This window comes from Kitasatospora sp. NPDC094019 (assembly GCF_044764505.1).
In the GTDB taxonomy this organism is placed as follows: domain Bacteria; phylum Actinomycetota; class Actinomycetes; order Streptomycetales; family Streptomycetaceae; genus Kitasatospora.
Genome location: NZ_JBIWIF010000026.1, coordinates 17,249 through 36,071, shown reverse-complemented (window position 1 = coordinate 36,071; position 18,823 = coordinate 17,249). Strand labels below are relative to the sequence as shown.

General features: G+C 74.7%; 14 protein-coding genes. 9 read left to right on the top strand and 5 right to left on the bottom strand.

The window, feature by feature from the left end; translation table 11 throughout:
* Positions 1-3 precede the first annotated feature (3 nt).
* Entirely contained in the window at positions 4-939 is a 936-nt protein-coding gene (locus tag ACIQ9P_RS35810) for a haloalkane dehalogenase (RefSeq protein WP_402365742.1), read from the top strand.
* Positions 940-1,103: 164 nt separating this feature from the next.
* Positions 1,104-1,691 carry a lytic polysaccharide monooxygenase gene (locus ACIQ9P_RS35805; protein WP_402365740.1) on the top strand — a complete coding sequence of 196 codons (588 nt, stop codon included), beginning with the start codon at positions 1,104-1,106 and terminating at the stop codon, positions 1,689-1,691.
* A gap of 133 nt (positions 1,692-1,824) precedes the next feature.
* On the opposite strand, the gene ACIQ9P_RS35800 is transcribed toward ACIQ9P_RS35805, so the two are convergent.
* The 3 genes from ACIQ9P_RS35800 to ACIQ9P_RS35790 form a co-directional block, all read right to left on the bottom strand.
* Positions 1,825-2,253 (bottom strand): cold-shock protein, encoded by a 429-nt coding sequence (locus ACIQ9P_RS35800; protein WP_402365738.1) that lies wholly within the window; start codon positions 2,251-2,253, stop codon positions 1,825-1,827.
* Positions 2,254-2,327: 74 nt separating this feature from the next.
* Entirely contained in the window at positions 2,328-2,984 is a 657-nt protein-coding gene (locus tag ACIQ9P_RS35795; protein WP_402365736.1) for a hypothetical protein, read from the bottom strand.
* 174 nt (positions 2,985-3,158) lie between these two features.
* Complete coding sequence (locus ACIQ9P_RS35790) at positions 3,159-3,854, bottom strand: SDR family oxidoreductase (protein ID WP_402365734.1); 696 nt, start codon at positions 3,852-3,854, stop codon at positions 3,159-3,161.
* 254 nt (positions 3,855-4,108) lie between these two features.
* Between ACIQ9P_RS35790 and ACIQ9P_RS35785 the strand changes: the two genes are divergently transcribed.
* The 7 genes from ACIQ9P_RS35785 to ACIQ9P_RS35755 all read left to right on the top strand — a co-directional run bounded on the left by ACIQ9P_RS35785 (position 4,109) and on the right by ACIQ9P_RS35755 (position 16,478).
* A complete protein-coding gene (locus ACIQ9P_RS35785; RefSeq protein ID WP_402365732.1) occupies positions 4,109-4,921 on the top strand; it encodes a LysR family transcriptional regulator in 813 nt (270 codons plus the stop codon).
* 610 nt (positions 4,922-5,531) lie between these two features.
* Positions 5,532-6,659: a nucleotide disphospho-sugar-binding domain-containing protein gene (locus ACIQ9P_RS35780; RefSeq protein ID WP_402365730.1), complete on the top strand. Its 1,128-nt coding sequence runs from the start codon at positions 5,532-5,534 to the stop codon at positions 6,657-6,659.
* A gap of 273 nt (positions 6,660-6,932) precedes the next feature.
* Complete coding sequence (locus tag ACIQ9P_RS35775) at positions 6,933-7,865, top strand: FAD binding domain-containing protein (protein ID WP_402365837.1); 933 nt, start codon at positions 6,933-6,935, stop codon at positions 7,863-7,865.
* The gene (locus ACIQ9P_RS35770; protein WP_402365728.1) at positions 7,862-10,642 is read left to right on the top strand and encodes a molybdopterin-dependent oxidoreductase; all 2,781 of its coding nucleotides are present in this window, start codon (positions 7,862-7,864) and stop codon (positions 10,640-10,642) included. Before ACIQ9P_RS35775 ends, ACIQ9P_RS35770 begins: the two co-directional genes overlap by 4 nt.
* Before the next feature lie 237 nt (positions 10,643-10,879).
* Positions 10,880-12,610, top strand: coding sequence for a helix-turn-helix domain-containing protein (locus ACIQ9P_RS35765; protein WP_402365726.1), 1,731 nt, complete (start codon positions 10,880-10,882; stop codon positions 12,608-12,610).
* A 190-nt stretch (positions 12,611-12,800) separates the two neighbouring features.
* Positions 12,801-14,861 (top strand): hypothetical protein, encoded by a 2,061-nt coding sequence (locus ACIQ9P_RS35760; protein WP_402365724.1) that lies wholly within the window; start codon positions 12,801-12,803, stop codon positions 14,859-14,861.
* Positions 14,862-14,945: 84 nt separating this feature from the next.
* Positions 14,946-16,478: a hypothetical protein gene (locus ACIQ9P_RS35755; protein WP_402365722.1), complete on the top strand. Its 1,533-nt coding sequence runs from the start codon at positions 14,946-14,948 to the stop codon at positions 16,476-16,478.
* 72 nt (positions 16,479-16,550) lie between these two features.
* Here ACIQ9P_RS35755 and ACIQ9P_RS35750 read toward each other — a convergent pair whose 3' ends face one another.
* Complete coding sequence (locus ACIQ9P_RS35750; RefSeq protein WP_402365720.1) at positions 16,551-18,014, bottom strand: ATP-binding protein; 1,464 nt, start codon at positions 18,012-18,014, stop codon at positions 16,551-16,553.
* Complete coding sequence (locus tag ACIQ9P_RS35745) at positions 18,014-18,712, bottom strand: response regulator transcription factor (protein WP_402365719.1); 699 nt, start codon at positions 18,710-18,712, stop codon at positions 18,014-18,016. The genes ACIQ9P_RS35750 and ACIQ9P_RS35745 overlap by 1 nt, the downstream gene beginning before the upstream one ends.
* Positions 18,713-18,823: the final 111 nt, after the last annotated feature.

The window sequence follows — 18,823 nt, the reverse complement described above, 5'->3', positions numbered from 1 at the left end:
CCGATGCTCACCGTCCCCGTTCTCGACTCCCACCTCGCCTACCTGGACACCGGCGCGGACACCGGCGCGGACACCGGTGCGGGCGCCGGTGCCACGGCCGGCGGCCCGCCGGTCGTCCTGCTGCACGGCAACCCCACCTCCTCCCACCTGTGGCGCAAGGTCGTCCCGCGCCTGGCCGACCGCTCCCGGGTGCTCGCGCCCGACCTGATCGGCATGGGTTCCTCCGGGAAGCCGGCCATCGGCTACACCTTCGACGACCAGGCCCGCCATCTGGACGCCTGGTTCGAGGCGCTCGGCCTCGACCGGGTCGTCCTGGTGGGCCACGACTGGGGCGGTGCCCTGGCTCTCGACCGGGCGGCCCGGTGTCCGGACCGGGTGGCCGGGGTCGTCCTGCTGGAGACCTTCCTCAAGCCGCTGGCCGCCGAGGAGTTGCCGCCGCCGGCCCGGGCCCGCGCCGAGGCGTTCCGTGCGCCCGGTGTCGGCGAGCGACTGGTGCTGGAGCAGAACATCTTCATCGAGACGGCCTTCGAGGGCGGGGTGCTGCACCCGCTGGGCGAGGACGAGGTCCGGCCCTACCGGGAGCCGTTCCCGACGCCGGAGAGCCGCCGTCCGATGCTGGCCTGGTCCCGGATGACGCCGATCGACGGCGATCCGGCCGAGGTGGTCGCCCGGATGGAGGCGTACGGTGGCTGGCTGGCCGGAAGTCCGGAGGTGCCGAAGCTGCTGCTGACCTTCGACTCCTCGCCGACCCTGCTGGTCGGGGAGGCCGTGGTCGCCTGGGCGCGCGAGCACGTCGCCGCGCTCACCGTCGAGCACTGCGGTCCGGCCGGGCACCACGCTCCTGAGGACCGGCCGGAGGAGATCGGCCGGGCGATCGCCGGATGGCTCGGGCGGCACCGCTTGGTGAATATCAACGCACCTGTTGTACAAGGCGATTGATTGTTGCTCGGCAAGTGGTCCAGACCATTGACGAGGGGTCGCGCGCTGCCTACGGTATGGGCATTCACCTGGCGCAGGCATGCCAAGATCCCCTTGGTCGGCGCACCCCCACGCGCGTGTCCTGGGCCGGGCGCACTCTCCATCCACCCCCACGGAGGAGCATCATGCGCAAACGCCTTGCCGTCGGCGCGGCCCTGGCCGCCGTCGCCGTTCCGCTCGCGATGGCCGTCCCGGCCAGTTCGCACGGATTCATCAACCTGCCGCCGAGCCGCTCGGCCCTGTGCGGTGCCGGTGTCGTCAAGAACTGCGGCGACATCCAGTGGGAGCCGCAGAGCGTCGAGGGCCCGAAGGGCTTCCCGACCCGCGGTCCCGCCGACGGCACCATCTGCGCCGGGGCGGACGCCCGTTGGGCCCCGCTCGACAACCCGCGCAGCGGGGCCTGGCCGACCACCAGGGTGACGGCCGGCGGCCAGCAGACCTTCACCTGGGAGATCGAGGCCAGGCACTCGACCACGAACTTCCGGTACTTCCTGACCAAGCCCGGCTACGACCCGACCCAGAAGATCACCCGGGCGAACCTCGACCTCACGCCGTTCCTGACGGTCCCCTACAACGGCCGCCAGCCCGCCGCCACGACCACTCACACCGGGACCCTCCCCACGGGTCGCACCGGGCACCACGTGGTGGTCGCGGTCTGGGACGTCGCCGACACGTCGAACGCGTTCTACTCCTGCACCGACGTGCTCTTCTGAGCCCACGCACGACCTGTCGCACGACCTGCCGCGGGACCCGAAGCACAACCTGACGCAGGACCCGCGGCCCCCGGCCGTCGGTCGGCCCCGCACCCCGAGGCCGACCGACGGCCACCGGGCGCGGGCGCCCCGCTCAGCCCTCGGTCCAGCCGTGCCCCTGGGCGCACCGGAGCATCGCCTCGCGCACCTTGAGCACCTGCTCACCGGTGAGCGACGGCACCTGTGCGAGCAGCAGCTCCGTCACCTCCACCACGAACTCGGCCGAGGTCAACACGTCGCACTCCGCGTCGTCGTGGTCGGCCGCGGACCGCGGGACGAGGGGGACCGTGACGGCCGGCCCGGTCGGCCGCGAGACCGCGCCCTTGGGGAGCCGCACCGACGAAGCCTTCAGCCCGCGGTCGCCCTCCTCCATCTCGAACTCGACCACCAGGCCCGAGTGCACCACGGACTCCGGCATCAGCATGTCATTGACGTGCAGGAAGACGTCCTCCCCGCCGTGGTCCGGAGCGATGAACCCGTAGCCCCGCACGCTGTCGTAACGCACCACACGACCGGTGACCACACATACCCCCAAGGACAACCCGGGCCCCCTGCCCGAAACCTGAGGTAGAGGATAGACGACCGGGGCCCGGACGGTCACCGGACCAGGCCGGCCACCCGGGCCTTCCAGCGGGTGATCATCGCGAGCATCACCGTGCACACGAACGCGGCCAGCGCCGCCGCACCCCAGAACGGGATCGCGATCCGGCTCGGCCGCCCGGTGATCATCCGGGACCCGTCGAGCCACACCGAGGTCTCGTGGCCCTCCGGATACGGCTTCCGGACCGGCCGCTCCTCGCGGAACTCGCGGTCCTCGACGAACCAGCGGTAGGTGCAGCCCCAGAGGTCGTGCCCGATGTTCTGCTCGTCCACGCTGCGCCCGGTGACCCGGCAGCCGGTGACCGTGGCGGAGACCCGCCGCGACTCGTTCCGCGCCGCGTCGACCGCGTGGGCGGTCTGCGCGGCCGCGAACACCGTGCCCAGCGCGAACACGGGCACCGCCAGCAGGCCGACCCAGGCCGCCGCCCAGTCCCGGTCGGACAGGTCGTTGATCACCGGCCGCGCGACGGCGAGGAGCGCCACCAGGGCGGCACCGGCCGCCACCAGCCAAACGGTCCGGTCACCCGGCGTGTCCTGCGACTCCCACCACACGACCGGCCCGGCCGCGGCCACCAGCGCCGCCACCGCCACCGGCGTGAGCACGGCGCACCGCCGCTGCGCCGCCGCCCACCGTTCCCTGTCCTCGGCTGTCAACCCGCCCCCCTTTCCCCCGGGACGTCCCCCGGGGCCCCGTGGTGGCGGACGCCCCCCCGGACGTCCGCCGTGACGAGTGTCACCCGCCCCCGCCCGGCGCGCCCAGCCCGTCGGAGGCCCCGGGGCGGACCCGCGTCGGAACGGTGACACGGCCGCGACATCGTCATCGCGTCCCTACCAGGGCACGACCTGGCCGAGGTGGTCGACGAAGTGGAGGCCGCCCGCCCCGCGGTGGCGTTCGACCGTGTCCACCACCCCGGGCACGCTCTCCTCCACGCTCAACTCGGCCATGGGTCCGCCGAGTTCGGTGCGCACCCAGCCCGGGTCGAGCAGCAGGAGGGTCCGGCCGTCCCCGGCGTGCCGGGCGGCCTGGCAGCGCATCAGCTGGTTGAGCGCGGACTTGCTGGCCCGGTAGAGGTCCTGCCCACCCCTGGTGTTGTTCGTGATGCTGCCCTGGTCGGAGGACATCACACCGATGGTGCCGGTCGGCGGGACCAGTGGGCGGAGGGTCTCGACGACGCGCAGCGGGCTCAGCGCGTTGGTGACCATGACCTCGGTGAACATCTCCGTCGGCACCTCGCCGATCGGCAGATCGCCGCGGGCGATCGCGGCGTTGACGAAGAGGAGGTCGAGGGTGCGCCCGGCCAGCCGGTCGCGGAGTGCCGACAGGGAGGCCGGGTCGGTCATCTCCAGTGACTCGACGGTCAGCCGGCCGTCGGCGGAGTCCAGCAGTTCGTGCAGCGCGGTGGGCCGGTCGCCGCGCACGGTGCCGATGACGTCCCAGCCCCGGCGGAGGTACTCGGTGGCGATCCCGAGGCCGAGGGTACGGGAGGCGCCGACGACGAGGGCGGTCCTGCGGGTGTCGCTCATGGGGGTCCTGTTCGTGGAAGTGCTGTTCGTTGACGTGCTGTTCAAGGGAGCCGCTGTTCAAGGGAGCCGCTGTTCAGGGGAGCTGCCGTTCAGGGACGTGCTGCTCGCCGGGGTCCGGTCCTGTGGACGGGGCCCCGGGCGGTCATCGTGCGGGCCGGCCGTCACCGGGCGAACCGAGCGGCTCCCGGACGAGTCTCCGAGCAGCGCGGGCCGGGCGTCCAATACCCTTTCGGGCGCATTGATACCGTGCGGGCATGGATCTGGATCTGCGCAAGCTCCGCTACTTCGTCGCGGTGGCCGAGCACCGGCACTTCGGCCGGGCGGCCGCGGCGCTGTTCATCGCCCAGCCCGTGCTCAGCCGTCAGATCCGCGCCTTCGAACAGGAGCTGGGCTGCCCGCTGTTCACCCGGACCACCCGCAGTGTCGAACTGACGCCCGCCGGGCAGCGCCTGTACGAGGAGGCGGACGGGGTCGCCGCGACGGTGGCGGGTGCCGTGCGCCGGGTGCGGGAGGCGGGCCGCCCGGGGCGGCTGGTGGTCGGCTTCTCGGCGGGCCTGCGCGTCGCGGAGGCGATCCGGGTCTTCTCCGCGAGCCACCCGGACCTCGTGGTCGACGTCCTCCCGCTGCCGTGGACCGAGCGGGACGCGCCGCTGCGGGACGGCCGGGCGCACGTCGGCTTCCTCCGGCACCCGTTCGACGAATCGGGGCTGCACACCGTCCCGGTCGGCCACGAGACCAAGGTCGCCTGCCTGCCGGCCGGCCACCGGCTGGCCGGGCGCGGCACGCTGGTGCTGGCGGACCTGGACGGCGAGCCGGTCTTCGACCACCGCAGTCGGCGGACGGCCTCGCTGGAGGAGAAGTTCGAACTGGTCGCCTCCGGCCAGGGCCTCGCCCTGGTGCCGCTGAGCGTCATGCGCTCGTACGACCGTCCGGGCCTGGTCCACCTCCCGATCACCGACCACCCGCCGGTGGTCACCTGCCTGGTGGCGCCGGAGGGCCACGGGCCGGGGCCGGTCGCGGACTTCCTGGAGATCGCCGCTGCCGTGCTCCGCGGGCCGGGGTCGTGATCCGGCCATCCCCCGAATTCCGTGCGCGGACGGGTGGTTCGTCGTAGCATCGACGCCGGAACGCGCGAAAGCACAGCCCGGTCGGTAGTCCGGGCGCCGTCGGCCCCGGCCGTCGGCCAGTCATTCCCTCCCAGGGTGTCCGGTGCGTTCCTCCCGGCGCGGGATCGCGTGCGGGACGCGGCACCACCACGGGAGGAAGCAGCATGCCGAGGACGTTCGCCGTCGGGCGCCCCGCCGCGGAGCGGCCCGTCGCGGTGGCCCGCCTCCGGGAGAGACGGGCCACGGACCGGACCGGAGCGGCGCGCCGGGGCAGATAACCCGTCCCCTCCGGGGCGCGTCCCGTACGCCCCGCGCCTCCCACGGCCCCGGGAATCCGGCAGCCCCGGGCCGTCCGGCCCGCTCGCGAGGCCGTCCGTCCGGCTCCGACGTCCGTCCGGCCCGTCTGCCGGGCTGTCCGTCCCTGTCCCCGCGCGTCCGCGCACCCGAACGTCCGATTGTCGATCCTTCGTGGAAAGAGATCTGACCGTTCGTCAGTTGACGCTCACGGGAGACGGATCGTCCCGTGCGCGATCCGTGGCACGCCCCAATCGAGAACGATCAGGAGATCACCGTGCGCATACTCTTCACCGGCCCGGCCGCGCCGAGCCACCTCTTCCCGATGGTGCCGACCGCCCAGGCCCTGCGGGCCGCCGGGCACGAGGTGCTGTTCGCCAGCCCGAGCCCGTTCGACCAGCTCCGGCAGGCCGGCTTCCCGATCGTCGAGATCGGCGACGGGCGGCCCCTGCGGGAGTCCTTCGAGAAGACCTCCGGCCTCCAGGCCGGTTACGCCCAGCCCGGAATGACGCAGGACGAGATCATGGAGATGGCCGCGGCCGCCTTCGCCCACGGCTCGCGCTCCACGGTGGAGGACCTGCTCGCGGTCACCGAGAGCTGGGGCGCCGACCTGATCGTCCACGACTCCTGCCTGGCCTCCGCCCAGTTGGTCGCGGCCCGGCTCGGCATCCCGGCCGCGCTGCAGAACTTCGGCCTCACCTCCGGCCTCGACCTGGCGGCCCGGCTGGCCGTCCACTTCGCCGACGTCTACGAGAAGCACGGTGTGGCCGGCCCCGCGCCGACGACGCCGCTGAACATCGTTCCGGCCTCGCTCGGCGGTGACGCGGGCGGCCTGCGGATGCGCTACCTCCCGTACAACGGAGGAGGCGTGGTCCCGGCGGAGCTGCTGGAGCGGGGCCACCGGCCGAGGGTGGCGGTCACCCTGGGCACCGTCATCGCCGGGCTCGACGGCCTGACGGCGATCGCCCGGCTGGTCGAGGCCGCCGGCGCGGTCGACGCCGAGTTCCTGCTCGCCGTCGGCGACGCCGACCTCGGCAACCTGGGCACCCTGCCGGACAACGTCCGCCCGCTGCCCTGGGTGCCGCTCGCGGAGCTGCTGCGGGTCTGCGACGCGGTGGTGCACCACGGCGGGTCCGGCAGCACCCTCACCGGAGTGCAGGCGGGCGTGCCCCAACTCCTGCTGCCCCAGGGTGCCGACAACTTCGCGGTGGCCGACGCCCTGACCGCCGCGGGGGCCGCCCTGAGCTCCGCCTCCGACGCCGTCGACACCGCCCTGCTCACCCGGCTCGTCACCGACCAGGACCTGCGCGCGGGCGCCGAGCGACTGCGGGCAGAGAACCAGGCCCTGCCGACCCCCGCCGCCCTCGTCCCCGAGATCGAGGCCCTCGTCACCCGTCACCGCTGACCGGACCCGTCCGGCGAATCGCTCCACGAAGGACCTGAGGAATCGTCAATAACCCTCTGTGGGGCCGCTTCCCGTCCCCGGTGGAGGTGCCGCCCCGCACCCCCACCGGGGACGGACCGTATCCGCCCGGAGCCGGAACCCGCCGAGCCGCCCGGGCCGTCCCTGGACGATCGTCCAGCCGGGAGACGGCGCGCTGGTGTGCGGATCCACTCGTTCCGGACGTGGCGCGTTGCTGCAATACCCATGTCGATCTGTCGAGGACGGTGGATGCACATGGACCTGAACACCGTGGTGGAACTGCGCGATGCGCGCGAACGCGGGACGTGGAGGCCGGGGGACGCCTGGCTGGGCGGCGGAACGTACCTGTTCTCGGAGCCCCAGCCGCACCTCCGGCGGCTGTTCGACCTGAACCGGATGGGCTGGGAGCCGCTGCGGCCGACCCCGGACGGCGGCCTGGAGATCGCCGCGACCTGCACGATCGCGCAGCTCTCCCGCCACCCGAAGCCGACCGGCTGGACTGCGGCGCCGCTGTTCGAGCAGTGCTGCCGGGCCTTCCTCGCCTCCTGGAAGATCTGGAACGCGGCCACCGTCGGCGGCAACCTCTGCAACGGCCTGCCGGCCGGGCCGATGATCTCCCTCACCGCCGCCCTCGACGGCGTCTGCCGCCTGCTCGACCGGACGGGCGCGACCCGCACCCTGCCCGTCGGGGACTTCGTGCTCGGTGCCGGGGTCAAGGACCTGCGGCCGGGCGAGCTGCTGCGCTCGATCACCCTGCCCGGTCGGGCGCTGGCCCGGCGGACGGCGTTCCGCCAGGCGTCCCTGTACGGCCTGGGCCGCTCCGGCGCGCTGGTGATCGGCACCCTGGACCCGGTGGACGGGGAGTTCACGCTGCACATCACCGCGGCCACGGTCCGGCCGGTCCGGCTGGGCTTCGCCGTGCCGCCGAACGCCGAGGCGGTGCGGGAGGCGGTGGAGCACGCCGTCGCGCCGGACGAGTACTTCGACGACATCCACGGTCTGCCGGCCTGGCGGCGGCACATGACCCTGCGGTTCGCCGAGGAGGTCCGGCGCGAACTCGTGCGGCCGGCCGCGCCGGTGGCGCAGACCGGGCGGGCCGGGACCACCCACCCACCCGCCCCGCCGACGGCACCCGCCCCACCCGCCCCGCCGACGGCACCCGCCCCGTCCGAGGAGACCGGCCGATGAGCTTCACGGTCCGGGTCAACGGAGAGGACTCCGACGCGGAGCCCCGCCCCGGCCAGTGCCTGCGCACCTACCTGCGCGACCGCGGCTGGTTCGGCGTCAAGAAGGGCTGCGACGCCGGCGACTGCGGCGCCTGCACCGTGCACGTCGACGGGGAGCCGGTGCACAGCTGCCTCTACCCGGCGCGGCGCGCCGACGGCCGCGCGGTCACCACCGTCGAGGGCCTCGCCACCGAGGACGGCCTCCACCCGGTGCAGCAGCGCTTCCTCGACGCCCAGGGCTTCCAGTGCGGCTTCTGCACGGCCGGCTTCCTGATGACCGCCGCCAAGCTCGACGAGGACCAACTCTCCGACCTGCCCCGGGCGCTGAAGGGGAACCTGTGCCGCTGCACCGGCTACCGGGCGATCGAGGACGCGCTCCGCGGGGTGAAGCACACCGAGGAGCCCGCCCCCGGCGAGGCGGTCGGCCGCAGCCCGGGCGCCCCCGCCGGGCCGCAGGTGGTCACCGGGACGGCGCGCTACACCTTCGACCTGGAGGTGGAGGGCCTGCTGCACATGAAACTGCTCCGCTCCCCGCACCCGCACGCCCGGATCGTGTCGATCGACACCTCGGCGGCGCTGCGCGTCCCCGGGGTGCGCGCGGTGTTCACCCATCACGACGCGCCGGAGCGCCTCTACTCCTCCGCCCGGCACGAGCACCCCACCGAGGACCCGGACGACACCCGGCTGCTGGACGACGTGGTCCGCTTCGCCGGCCAGCGGGTGGCGGCGGTGGTCGCCGACGACGAGGCCGCGGCGGACGAGGGCTGCCGACGGGTCGCGGTGGAGTACGAGGTGCTTCCGTACGTCCTCGACCCCGAGCTCGCGATGCTGCCCGGCGCCCCGGTGCTGCACCCCAAGGGCCCGGAGTCGCGGATCGCCCGCGCGGAGAACAACGTCTGTGGCGAGGTGCACGGCGAGATCGGCAGCGTCGAGCAGGGCTTCGCCGAGGCGGCGGTCGTGTACGAGGAGACCTTCCGCACCCAGCGGGTGCAGCACGCCAGCCTGGAGACGCACGGCTGCCTGGTCTACTTCGAGGAGCACGAGGAGACCGGCGAGGAGCGGATCGTGGTGCGCTCGTCCACCCAGGTGCCCTTCCTCACCCGGCGGGCCCTCTGCGCGCTGTACGACCTGCCGATGGAGCGGGTCCGGGTGGTGGCGGGCCGGGTCGGCGGCGGCTTCGGCGGCAAGCAGGAGATGCTCACCGAGGACATCGCCGTACTGGCCGCGCTGCGGCTGCGGCGGCCGGTGAAGCTGGAGTTCACCCGGGCCGAGCAGTTCCTCGGCGCCACCACCCGGCACCCGTTCACCATCACGGTGAAGGCGGGCGCGAAGGCGGACGGTACCCTGACCGCGCTGCGGTTCCGGGTGGTCGCCAACACCGGCGCGTACGGCAACCACGGTCCGGCGGTGATGTTCCACAGCGTGGGCGAGTCGATGGGCGTCTACCGGGCGCCGCACAAGCAGGTCGAGGCGTACTCGGTCTACACCAACGGCGTGCCCGCCGGGGCGTTCCGGGGCTACGGCCTGGGCCAGGTGACCTTCGCGGTGGAGTCGGCGATGGACGAACTGGCCCGGCGGCTGGACATGGACCCGCTGGAGTTCCGGGAGCGGAACATCATCGGCCCGGGCGAACACATGGTGGGCCCGGCGGGGGAGGAGGAGGACCTCCACATTGCCTCCTACGGCCTCGACCAGTGCCTGCGGGTGGTGCGGGACGCCCTCGCCGACGACCGCAGCGCCGAACTCGCCCCCGAGGGCTGGCTGGTGGGCCAGGGCTTCGCGATGTCGGCGATCGCGACCGGCCCGCCCGGCGGCCACTTCGCGGACGCCGCCGTGACGCTGCTGGAGGACGGCACGTACGACATCGCCGTCGGTACGGCCGAGTTCGGCAACGGCACCACCACCGTGCACAAGCAGATCACCGCCGGGGCGCTCGGCACGACGGTCGACCGGATCACCGTCCGGCAGTCCGACACCGACGTGGTCCGCCACGACACGGGGGCCTTCGGCTCGGCCGGCACCGTGGTCGCGGGCAAGGCCGTGATGAAGGCCGCCAACGCGCTCGCCGAACGCATCCTCAGCTTCACCGCCGAGTACGCCCGCACCCCGCGCAGCCGGATCGCGCTCGGCGCCGAGGCGGTGGAGTGCGAGGGGCGCCCGGTGCCGCTCAAGGAGGTGTTCGCGGCGGCCGCCGCGCAGGGTGCCGCCCTGACCGGGGAGGGCCACTGGGGCGGCTCGCCGCGCTCGGTGGCGTTCAACTCGCAGTGGTTCCGGCTCGCGGTGGACCCGGACAGCGGGGAGATCCGGATCCTGCGCAGCGTCCACGGGGCCGACGCCGGGCGGGTGATGAACCCGCTGCAGTGCCGCGGCCAGGTCGAGGGCGGCGTGGCGCAGGCCCTCGGCGCCACGCTGTTCGAACGGGTGCTGGTCGACGAGCGGGGCGAGGTGACGACGGCCGCCTTCCGCCGCTACCGGCTGCCGGCCTTCGCGGACGTGCCGCGGACCGAGGTGCACTTCTCCGAGACCTCGGACTCGATCGGCCCCCTGGGCGCCAAGTCGATGAGCGAGAGCCCCTTCAACCCGGTGGCTCCGGCCTTCGCCAACGCGCTGCGCGACGCCACCGGTGTCCGGTTCACCGAGACGCCGTTCCTGCGCGACCGGGTGTGGCAGGCGATCGACGAGCACCGCCGCGGCGGGGGAGCCGGCGGTCCGGGCCGGGGCACCACGGCCGGGGCCTGAGGCGGAAGCGCGCGGCCGACCCGCTTGAGGTCGGGGCGGCCGCGCGTTCCCCGCACTCCGATCCAAGCGGAACGCCACTGTCGGGACCACTGGAGATCGGTACGGTCCGAAGGCCCCGGTCCCGGGTGATCGCACAAGAGGGAAGAAGGCCCGTCTCCCTGGCATTTACCATGCCCGAACGCACAGAGACATCGCACGGGCGAGGGTGGCCCGTGGGTACGGCACAGGGAGCACAACATGATCGTCGGGGACCTCCTGGCGCTGGACGAACTGCACATCGAGGTGGCCTGGGCGACCCCCGACCTGCTCGGCCGCGAGGTCACCGGAGTGACCTCCACCGACCTCCAGGACCCGGCGCGTTACCTCCGGCCCGGCGAGATCGTGCTCACCGGCCTGGTGTGGTGGCGGCCCGAGGACACCCGCCCCGCCCCGCGGCTCGCCACCGCCCTGCGCTTCGCCAACGCCCTGCGCAGCGCCGAGGCGGCCGCGCTGCTGGCCGGCGAGGGCACCCACGGCACCGTTCCTCCGGAGTTGGCCGAAGCCTGCCGCCGCCACGGCGTGCCGCTGCTGTCGGTGCCCAGCGGCACCAGCTTCCGGGCCGTCACCGACCGGATCTACCTCCGGCTCTGGGGCGACCTCCAGGCCGGCGCCGAGGGCCGGGCCGGCCTGCCGGCCGGGGTCCGGCGCACCCTGACCTCGATGCTGGGCGCGGACGCGCCGCTGGACGGACTGCTGCGCCGGGCCGTCGCCGACCTGGGCGTGCCGGACTGCTCACTGGTCACCGGCGCCGGCCGGGTACTGGCCTCCTCGGCGGAGGTCGCCCCGGCGACCTTCCCGGCCCCGGCCCCGGCTCCGATCCCGGCCCCGGCCGCGGTGCCGGCCGCCGCCCCGATCCCGGTCGGCCCGCCCGGGACGACGCCCTTCGACGGCTGGCTGCTGCGACCGCACACCGAGCCGGGGCCCGCCGCCGCCACCATGCTGCACGGCCTGGCCGAACTGCTCGCGCCGCTCGCCGAACGCGCCCGCGCCACCGCGGCCGCCCAGCGGCAGGCCGGCACCCGGCTGCTGGAACTCCTCGCCGCCGGCGCCGACCCGGAGGCCGGCCACGCCCTCACCCTCGCCGGGCTGCCGCCGCGGCAGCCGCTGACCCCCGTCGCCGCCCGCTTCGGCGCCGGCTCCGGTTCCGCGGCCACCTCGGGAGGAGTCGCCTGGGGAGGAAGCACCGCCGGAACCGTCCCCGGCCCCGCCGACCCCTCCGGGGCCTGGGCCGCCGCCGCTCTCGCCGAGGCCCTGCACCCGACGGAGGCCCCCTTCATCGCCGCCCCCGACGGCCGGGGCGGCGCCGTCGCCCTGGTCGCCCTGCCCGAGGACGCCGTCGCCGCAGCCCTGGACCTCGCCCTGCCCCGGCTCGGCGAAGGACCGCCCCGGCCCGGCGACGGACCGGGACCGACGGCGTCCCGCGCCCAGGCCGCCCCGGGACGGCCCGCCGCCGGCGTCGGGCCCACCGTCCCGCCCACCCCCGCCGACCTGCGCCCCGCCCTGGTGCAGGCCCGCTACGCCCTGGACGCCCGCCCGCCCGGCGCGGTCGGCCGCTGGGCGGGCACGGCCTCCCTCGCCGACCTGCTGCGCGGCATCCCGCCCGAGGTCACCGCCGCCTTCCACCAACGGCTCCTCGCCCCGCTGGTCGACCACGACCGCGCCAACACCGTCTCCCTGGTCGCGACCCTCGACGCCTTCCTGCGCCACAACGCCTCCTGGTCCCGCACCGCCGAGGCCCTGCACGTCCACGTGAACACCGTCCACTACCGGGTCAAGCGGATCGAGGAACTGACCGGCCGGAGCCTGCTGCGGCTCGACGACCGGCTCGACCTGCGCACCGCCCTGCTCTGCGCCCCCGCCCCGCTCCGTGCCCCCTCCGCGCCGGAGGCGCCGCCCGTTACCAAGGGACGTTCGCGCCGGGCGGGCTGACGACCGGTCGGATCCGCCCGGACCCCGGGTCCCGTTGTTGGTGGTATCCCTGCACAGGACGGGCGCGGTCGCCTATCCTCCATCCGCACGGCGAGGTACGGCCTCGCCGGACGGCTGGGGGGTCGCGGTGGTTCTGCACGGGCGTGCGGCGGTGTTCGAGACGGTCGTACCTTCGCTCGTCGGCCTGGAAGTGACCGGAGAGGGCCCGGACGTCAGGACGCGGCGACTGCCCGTCCCGGACGGGACCCCACTGGTGGTCGAGTGCTCGGGCGGGCGGCTCAGCGGGCGCACCGCCCTCCTGCGGGGCCTGGACGCGCGGTACGCGGCCCACCTGCGCCGCGCGTCGGCGGACCTCGGCCGCCCCGACCTCGGCCGCGGCGACCCGGCCCGGACCGAACCCGCCCTGGCCCTCCCCGCCCTGGCCGCCGCCGACGAGGACCCCGCCCGCCGCAACGCCTCGCACGCCTCCGACCTGCTGTTCCACTTCCGCGAGGAACTGAGCCGCCGACCCGGCGACTTCGGCGGAAGCCTCGCCCTCCCCCGGCTCGTCCAGGGCCTGCTGGCGGTGACCGCCTGGCAGGCCGCCGGCAACGGCGAGCGGGAGGCGGCCGTCGGGCGCCTGGAGAGCCTGCTCGCGGAGAGCGTCCCCGTCGGTGCGGCCCGGCGCGCGCGGGTGATCCAGTGGATGCGACAGCTGGCCCCCGGCCCGGCCGCCCCCGGAGCCGCGGCGGACCCCCTCGCCACCCGACTGGTCGACCTCGTCGCCCCCGAACTGCTCGGCCCCTCGTCCCACCGGCACGGGCTGCGCTGGTGGGCGTCCCGGCCGGTGGTCGGCCAGGGCGCCGACCACGTCCAACTGGCCGCCCTGGCCCGGCGCTTCCGCGGCGACCCGGACGACCGGGCGGCCGCGGAGCGCCACCTGATGGCCGCGTTCCTGGCGGACATCGACGCCCACCACACCTGGCCGCGCCGGATGAACCGGGTGCCGCGCCCGCTGCTGCTCCTCGACAACGCCCACACCCCGCTCGGCCGGCCGGTGCTGAGCACGCTGCTGCGGGTCTGGCACGAGGAACCGGCCGGGACCAGGCCGGCCGTGATCACCACCGTCCTGGCCGGGGAGCCGCCCGGATCCGACGCCGACGACACCGTGCCGTCGACCCGCCGCGCCGAGGGCCCGTTCCGGCGCCGGGACCGCCCCGGGACGCCGGCCGGCTGGACGGTACGGCTGCCGCTGGCCCGACTCGGGCTGGAGGAGGTCACCCTGATGTTCGACACCGACCACCCCCCGTCCGGCACCGCCCGCGCGGTCCACCGCCTCAGCGCGGGCCGGGCCGGGATCGCCGACGCCCTGGTGCGGGCCGCCCGGAAGACGATCCGCCAGGGGGACAGCGCGGAACCCCGGTGGCTGCTCGACCTCCCGGCCGACGACGCGCCCGCGCGTACCGTCCACGAGCAGTTGCTCACGGTGCTGGTCCCCGAGGAGCGCGACCGTGAGCGGCTGATGTTCTACGGAGCGGCGCTCGACAACGCGGCCGCCGACCAACTCGGCGTCTACTACCCGCAGATCGGCCGCGGCCCGCTCGACGTCCAGGAGGCCAGGACACTGCTCGAACACAACCACTGGCGCGCCGCCGCCGACCGGTCCCTCGACGCCGCGTTCGTCCAGGACCGGACGCTGCGCGTCCTGCTCGGCCACCGCCTGGCCGTGCGGGTCGCCGGGGAGCCCGGCATGGACACCTGGCGGCACCTGCACGGCACCCTGTACGCCCAGTACGCGCAGTACCCGCGGGAATCGGTGAACGGCGCCGGGCTGCCCGACCGGGCCCTCCACCACGCGCTCGCCCTGCACGACACCGGGGTCGTCGTCCGCACCCTGCACCGTCGGCTGGCCGAGCTGAGCGCGGCCGACTGGCTCGCCACCGTCAACCTGGTCTGCTCCGCGCCGCACCCACCGGCACCTCTGCCGGCCGCCACCGGGGCGGACACGCCGTGCGAGGCGTGCCAGCAGGGCGGCCTCGCCGTCCACCAGGCGATCTTCCACCTGGTGCGCAGCCTGTGGATCCAGTCCCACCCGCTGTCGGCGCCCACCGAGGCGCTGATCGACAGCGTCCGGCTCCAACTGCTCACCCTCGCCCAGCACACCGGCGCGGCCGACCAGACGGTGTTCTTCCGGGCGCACGAGATCTGGCCCGGGCGGCTGCGCCGCTGGCACCAGGCACCCGACCTGCCGACCTCGTCCGACCCGACCTGACGAGACCCGACGTCACCCGACCCGGCCTGACGAGACCCGGTCTGCCGCGAGCCGAACCGCCCCGACCTGAGGAGACGCCCGACCGTGAAACCGTCCCTGCCCCAAGGGCCCCTGAACCGCGCGCTGGTGCTCCTGCTCGCGGCCGCCGTCCTCGGTGCCGCCGTCTTCTTCGGCTACCGCCTCCTGACGGACCCCAGCTGCGCCGAGGGAGTGACGGAGGTCGAAAAGGAGTGCGTCGGTGTCACCGACGGCTCGTTCGTGTTCACCGACGAACTGGGGCCGGTGACCTCGCGCATCAAGGAGGAGAACGAGAGCGTGGCCGGGAAGAACCCGGTCACCGTCGCCCTGATGATCCCGCTCGTCTCCGACCAGCAGGCCGAGCGGCGCGAGATGGTCGAGCAGGTCCAGGGCGCCTACCTCGCCCAGTACCGGGCCAACCGCGAGAGCGGGAAGCAGCCGCCGATCCGCCTGGTCCTCGCCAACCCCGGCCGGGAGTACGGGCAATGGCGGCGGGTCGCCGACCAGCTGGCGCGGTCCGCGGCCGACGGCAAGGAGAACCTCCGGGCCGTCACCGGCATCAACATCAGCATCGCCGACAGCAAGGCCGCCGTGCACTACCTCACGGCGGAGAAGCACATCCCGGTCGTGGCCGGGCCGATGACCGCCGACGACATCGCCAACACCGCCGCCGACCCGCGCGAGTTCCCCGGTCTGGCCCGGATCGCCCCGAGCAACAGCGACCAGGCGAGCGCCCTCGCCGCCTACGGGGCGGCCATCAAGCCGGCCGAGACCCTGGTGGTCGAGGACACCCGGGAGGGCGACAACTACCTCGCCACCCTGCGGGCCACCTTCGCCAAGCTCACCAAGGGCGCGCCCAACGCCCCGGAGACCTTCGAGTCCCCGAAGGACTTCACCCAGGAGGGCAACCTCGGCAACGTCTTCGCCCAGATGGTGCCCGACATCTGCAGCTCCGCCGCGTCCACCCTGTTCTTCGCCGGCCGCCCGGTGCAACTGCGGCTGTTCCTGGTCGCACTGGGCAACCGGAAGTGCAACAAGGCGTACACGGTCATCACCGGCTCGCACGCCTCCACGCTGATGGTCGACCAGAAGTTCGAGGGCAACTGGGGCTCGCTCACCAAGAGTTCGGGCATCACCGTGCGGTACACGGCGCTGGCCCACCCCGACAGCTGGGGCGAGGCGAGTGCCGAGGGCCCCGGCGGATCCAAGGGCCCGACAGCCGAACTCGCCGCCCTGCTGCGGGCGGAGGAGACGAAGCAGCCCGATCGGATCGGGCCCGCCGACCGCCGCGACGGCCGGATCATCATCACCTACGACGCGGTGACCACCGCCGTCGCGGGGATCCGCAAGGACGTCGGCGAGTCCGTCACCATACCCTCCCTGGACGACGTCACCCAGAGCTGGCGCCGCCTCCACGGCGGCAACCGGGTGGACGGGGCCAGCGGCTGGATCTGTCTCGACCAGTACGGCAACCCGTACAACAAGGCCGTCCCGATCGTCCACCTCGACCCGGCCGTGCGCGGCGCCGTCCTGGACACCGTCGCCTGGCCGCTCGGCCACGCCCCCGACGGCAACTGCTCCATCGGCGCCGAGGGCTGACGACAGCACCGACGGGCGGCACCGACGGGCAGCACCGACGGGACGGGCTACCGGGCGCGCCCACGGGTCGCGCTACCGGCCGCGCGCGGCGGGGACGGCGGGGACGGCGCGGGGCAGGGTGAAGCCGACCTCCGCGCCGCCAGCCGGGCCGGTGCCCGCGAACACGGTGCCCCGGTCGGCGGTGACGAGGTCGTGGACGATGGCGAGCCCCAGACCGGAACCCGGCGTCGACTGGGTGCCGGCGCCCCGGTAGAAGCGGTCGAAGACGGCGTCGCGCTCGTCCGGCCCGATCCCCGGCCCGAGGTCGCGCACCACCAGCCGGACGTACGGCACCCCCGGCCGGACGCCCCCGCGGCCTCCGCCTCCGTCCCCGCGTCGGCCCGCGTCCCCGCCGCGGCCTCCGCCCGCGCTCCGTTCCGGCCCCGCGGGGGCCGACTCCACCAGCACGGTGACCGGCGTGTCCCCGGGGCTGAACTTGACCGCGTTGGCGAGCAGGTTGTCGAGGCAGCGGTGCAGCGCGCGCGGCCGGGCCAGCACCAGCACCGCCCCGTCCCGGTCCGGACCGGCGCCCGCCGCGCCGACCGTGATCACCCGCCCGGTCCGGCGCCGGAAGCGGTCCGCGCAGTCCTCGGCCGCCGCCGCCAGGTCCAGCGGCACCGGATCCTCGTCGGCCTGCCGGTCGGTCGCGAGCTCGACCAGCTCCCGCACCAGCTCGTCGAGTGCCACGCTCTCCGTCACCAGCGTCCCCAGGATCTTCTCCTCGTCCTCGGGCGCCAGCCGCCCCCGGGCCCGCTGCAACAGCTCCGCGCTCCCGCGCACCGAGGTGAGCGGCGTGCGCAGCTCGTGGCTGGCGTTCTGCACCAGCCGCTGCTGCGCCTCCCGGGATCGGCGCAGCGCGTCGAGCATCACCTCGAAGGCGAGGGTCAGCCGGCCCACCTCGTCGCGCCCGGCGGCCGGGAGCGCGGTGTTCAGGTCCTGGGTCGAGCTGATCCGCTCGGCGGCGCCGGCCAGCCGGCGCATCGGGCGCAGGATCCGGCCGATCAGCAGCCAGCTGAGCGCGGCGCAGGCCGCCGCCGCGCCCGCCGTCGTCCAGCTGATCCGTCCGAGGAACTCCCGGTCCACCCGCTCCGCGCCCGCGTAGTCCTGACTGACGACCAGCGCCCCGTGGCCCTCGCCGCGGCCCTGGACCAGCACCCCGAACGTGCGGTCGCCGACCGCGGTCTCGTCCATCAGCCGCCCCTCCCCGGAGCGCGCCACGGCGAGCGCGCCCGGGGGGACCGGCAGCACCGCGCGGCCGGGGGAGAGCGGCCGGACCGTGCCGTCCGGGAGGAGCAGCTGCTCGGCGGTGTCGGGCCGCTCGGCGGGGACCCGTCCGGCGTCGAGGACGGCGGCGACGGCGTCCGCCCGGTCCACCAGCGCCCGGTCGAACTGGTCGGCGACCAGCCCGGAGACGCCCCGGTAGGAGCTGACGACGGAGACGGCGATGGCGAGCAGGGTGGCGGCCACCACGACGAGGGCGATCCTGGTGCGCAGCACTACGCGGCCCGCACGAGGTAGCCGACGTTGCGGACGGTGTGGATCAGCCGGGGCTCGCCGCCCTCCTCGCTCTTGCGGCGCAGATAGCCGATGTAGACGTCGAGCGAGCGCGAGTCGGTGTCGAAGTCGTAGCCCCAGATCCGCTCGTAGATCTGCGGCCGGGTGAGCACCGCGCCCTGGTTGCGCAGCAGCAGTTCCAGCAGGTCGAACTCGGTCTTGGTGAGGTCGAGGATCCGGTCGCCGCGATGGGCGCTGCGCGCCGCGGTGTCCAGCAGGAGGTCCTGGCAGGCCAGCACGCCGGGGTCGGCGGGCAGGGCGGAGCGCCGGAGCAGGGCGCGTATCCGGGCCAGCAGTTCCTCGGTGGCGAAGGGCTTGGCGAGGTAGTCGTCGGCCCCGGCGTCCAGCCCGGCGACCCGGTCCCCGAGCTGGTGCCGGGCGGTGAGCACCAGGACCGGCAGGCGGTCGCCGCGGCGGCGCAGCATCCGGCACAGGGCCAGTCCGTCCAGCCGGGGCATCACCACGTCCACCACGGCGAGGTCGGGACGGTGCCGCTCCAGCAGTTCCAGGGCGCCCTGCCCGTCGGTCGCGGTCAGGACCCGGTAGCCCTCGAAGCGCAGCAACTGGTCGAGGGTGGCGCGGACACCGGGGTCGTCCTCGACGACGAGCACGGTGCGGCCGTGGGTGGTGGCATCTGTCATGGCGTCATTCTCGCTGGTCGCGGGGGATGGTCGGGGTGCGGACGAGGTCCGCCGGCCGGGCCCGGGCGGGGTCGCGCGGTGCCCGGTCGGCGGACGGTGGACCTCGTCGTC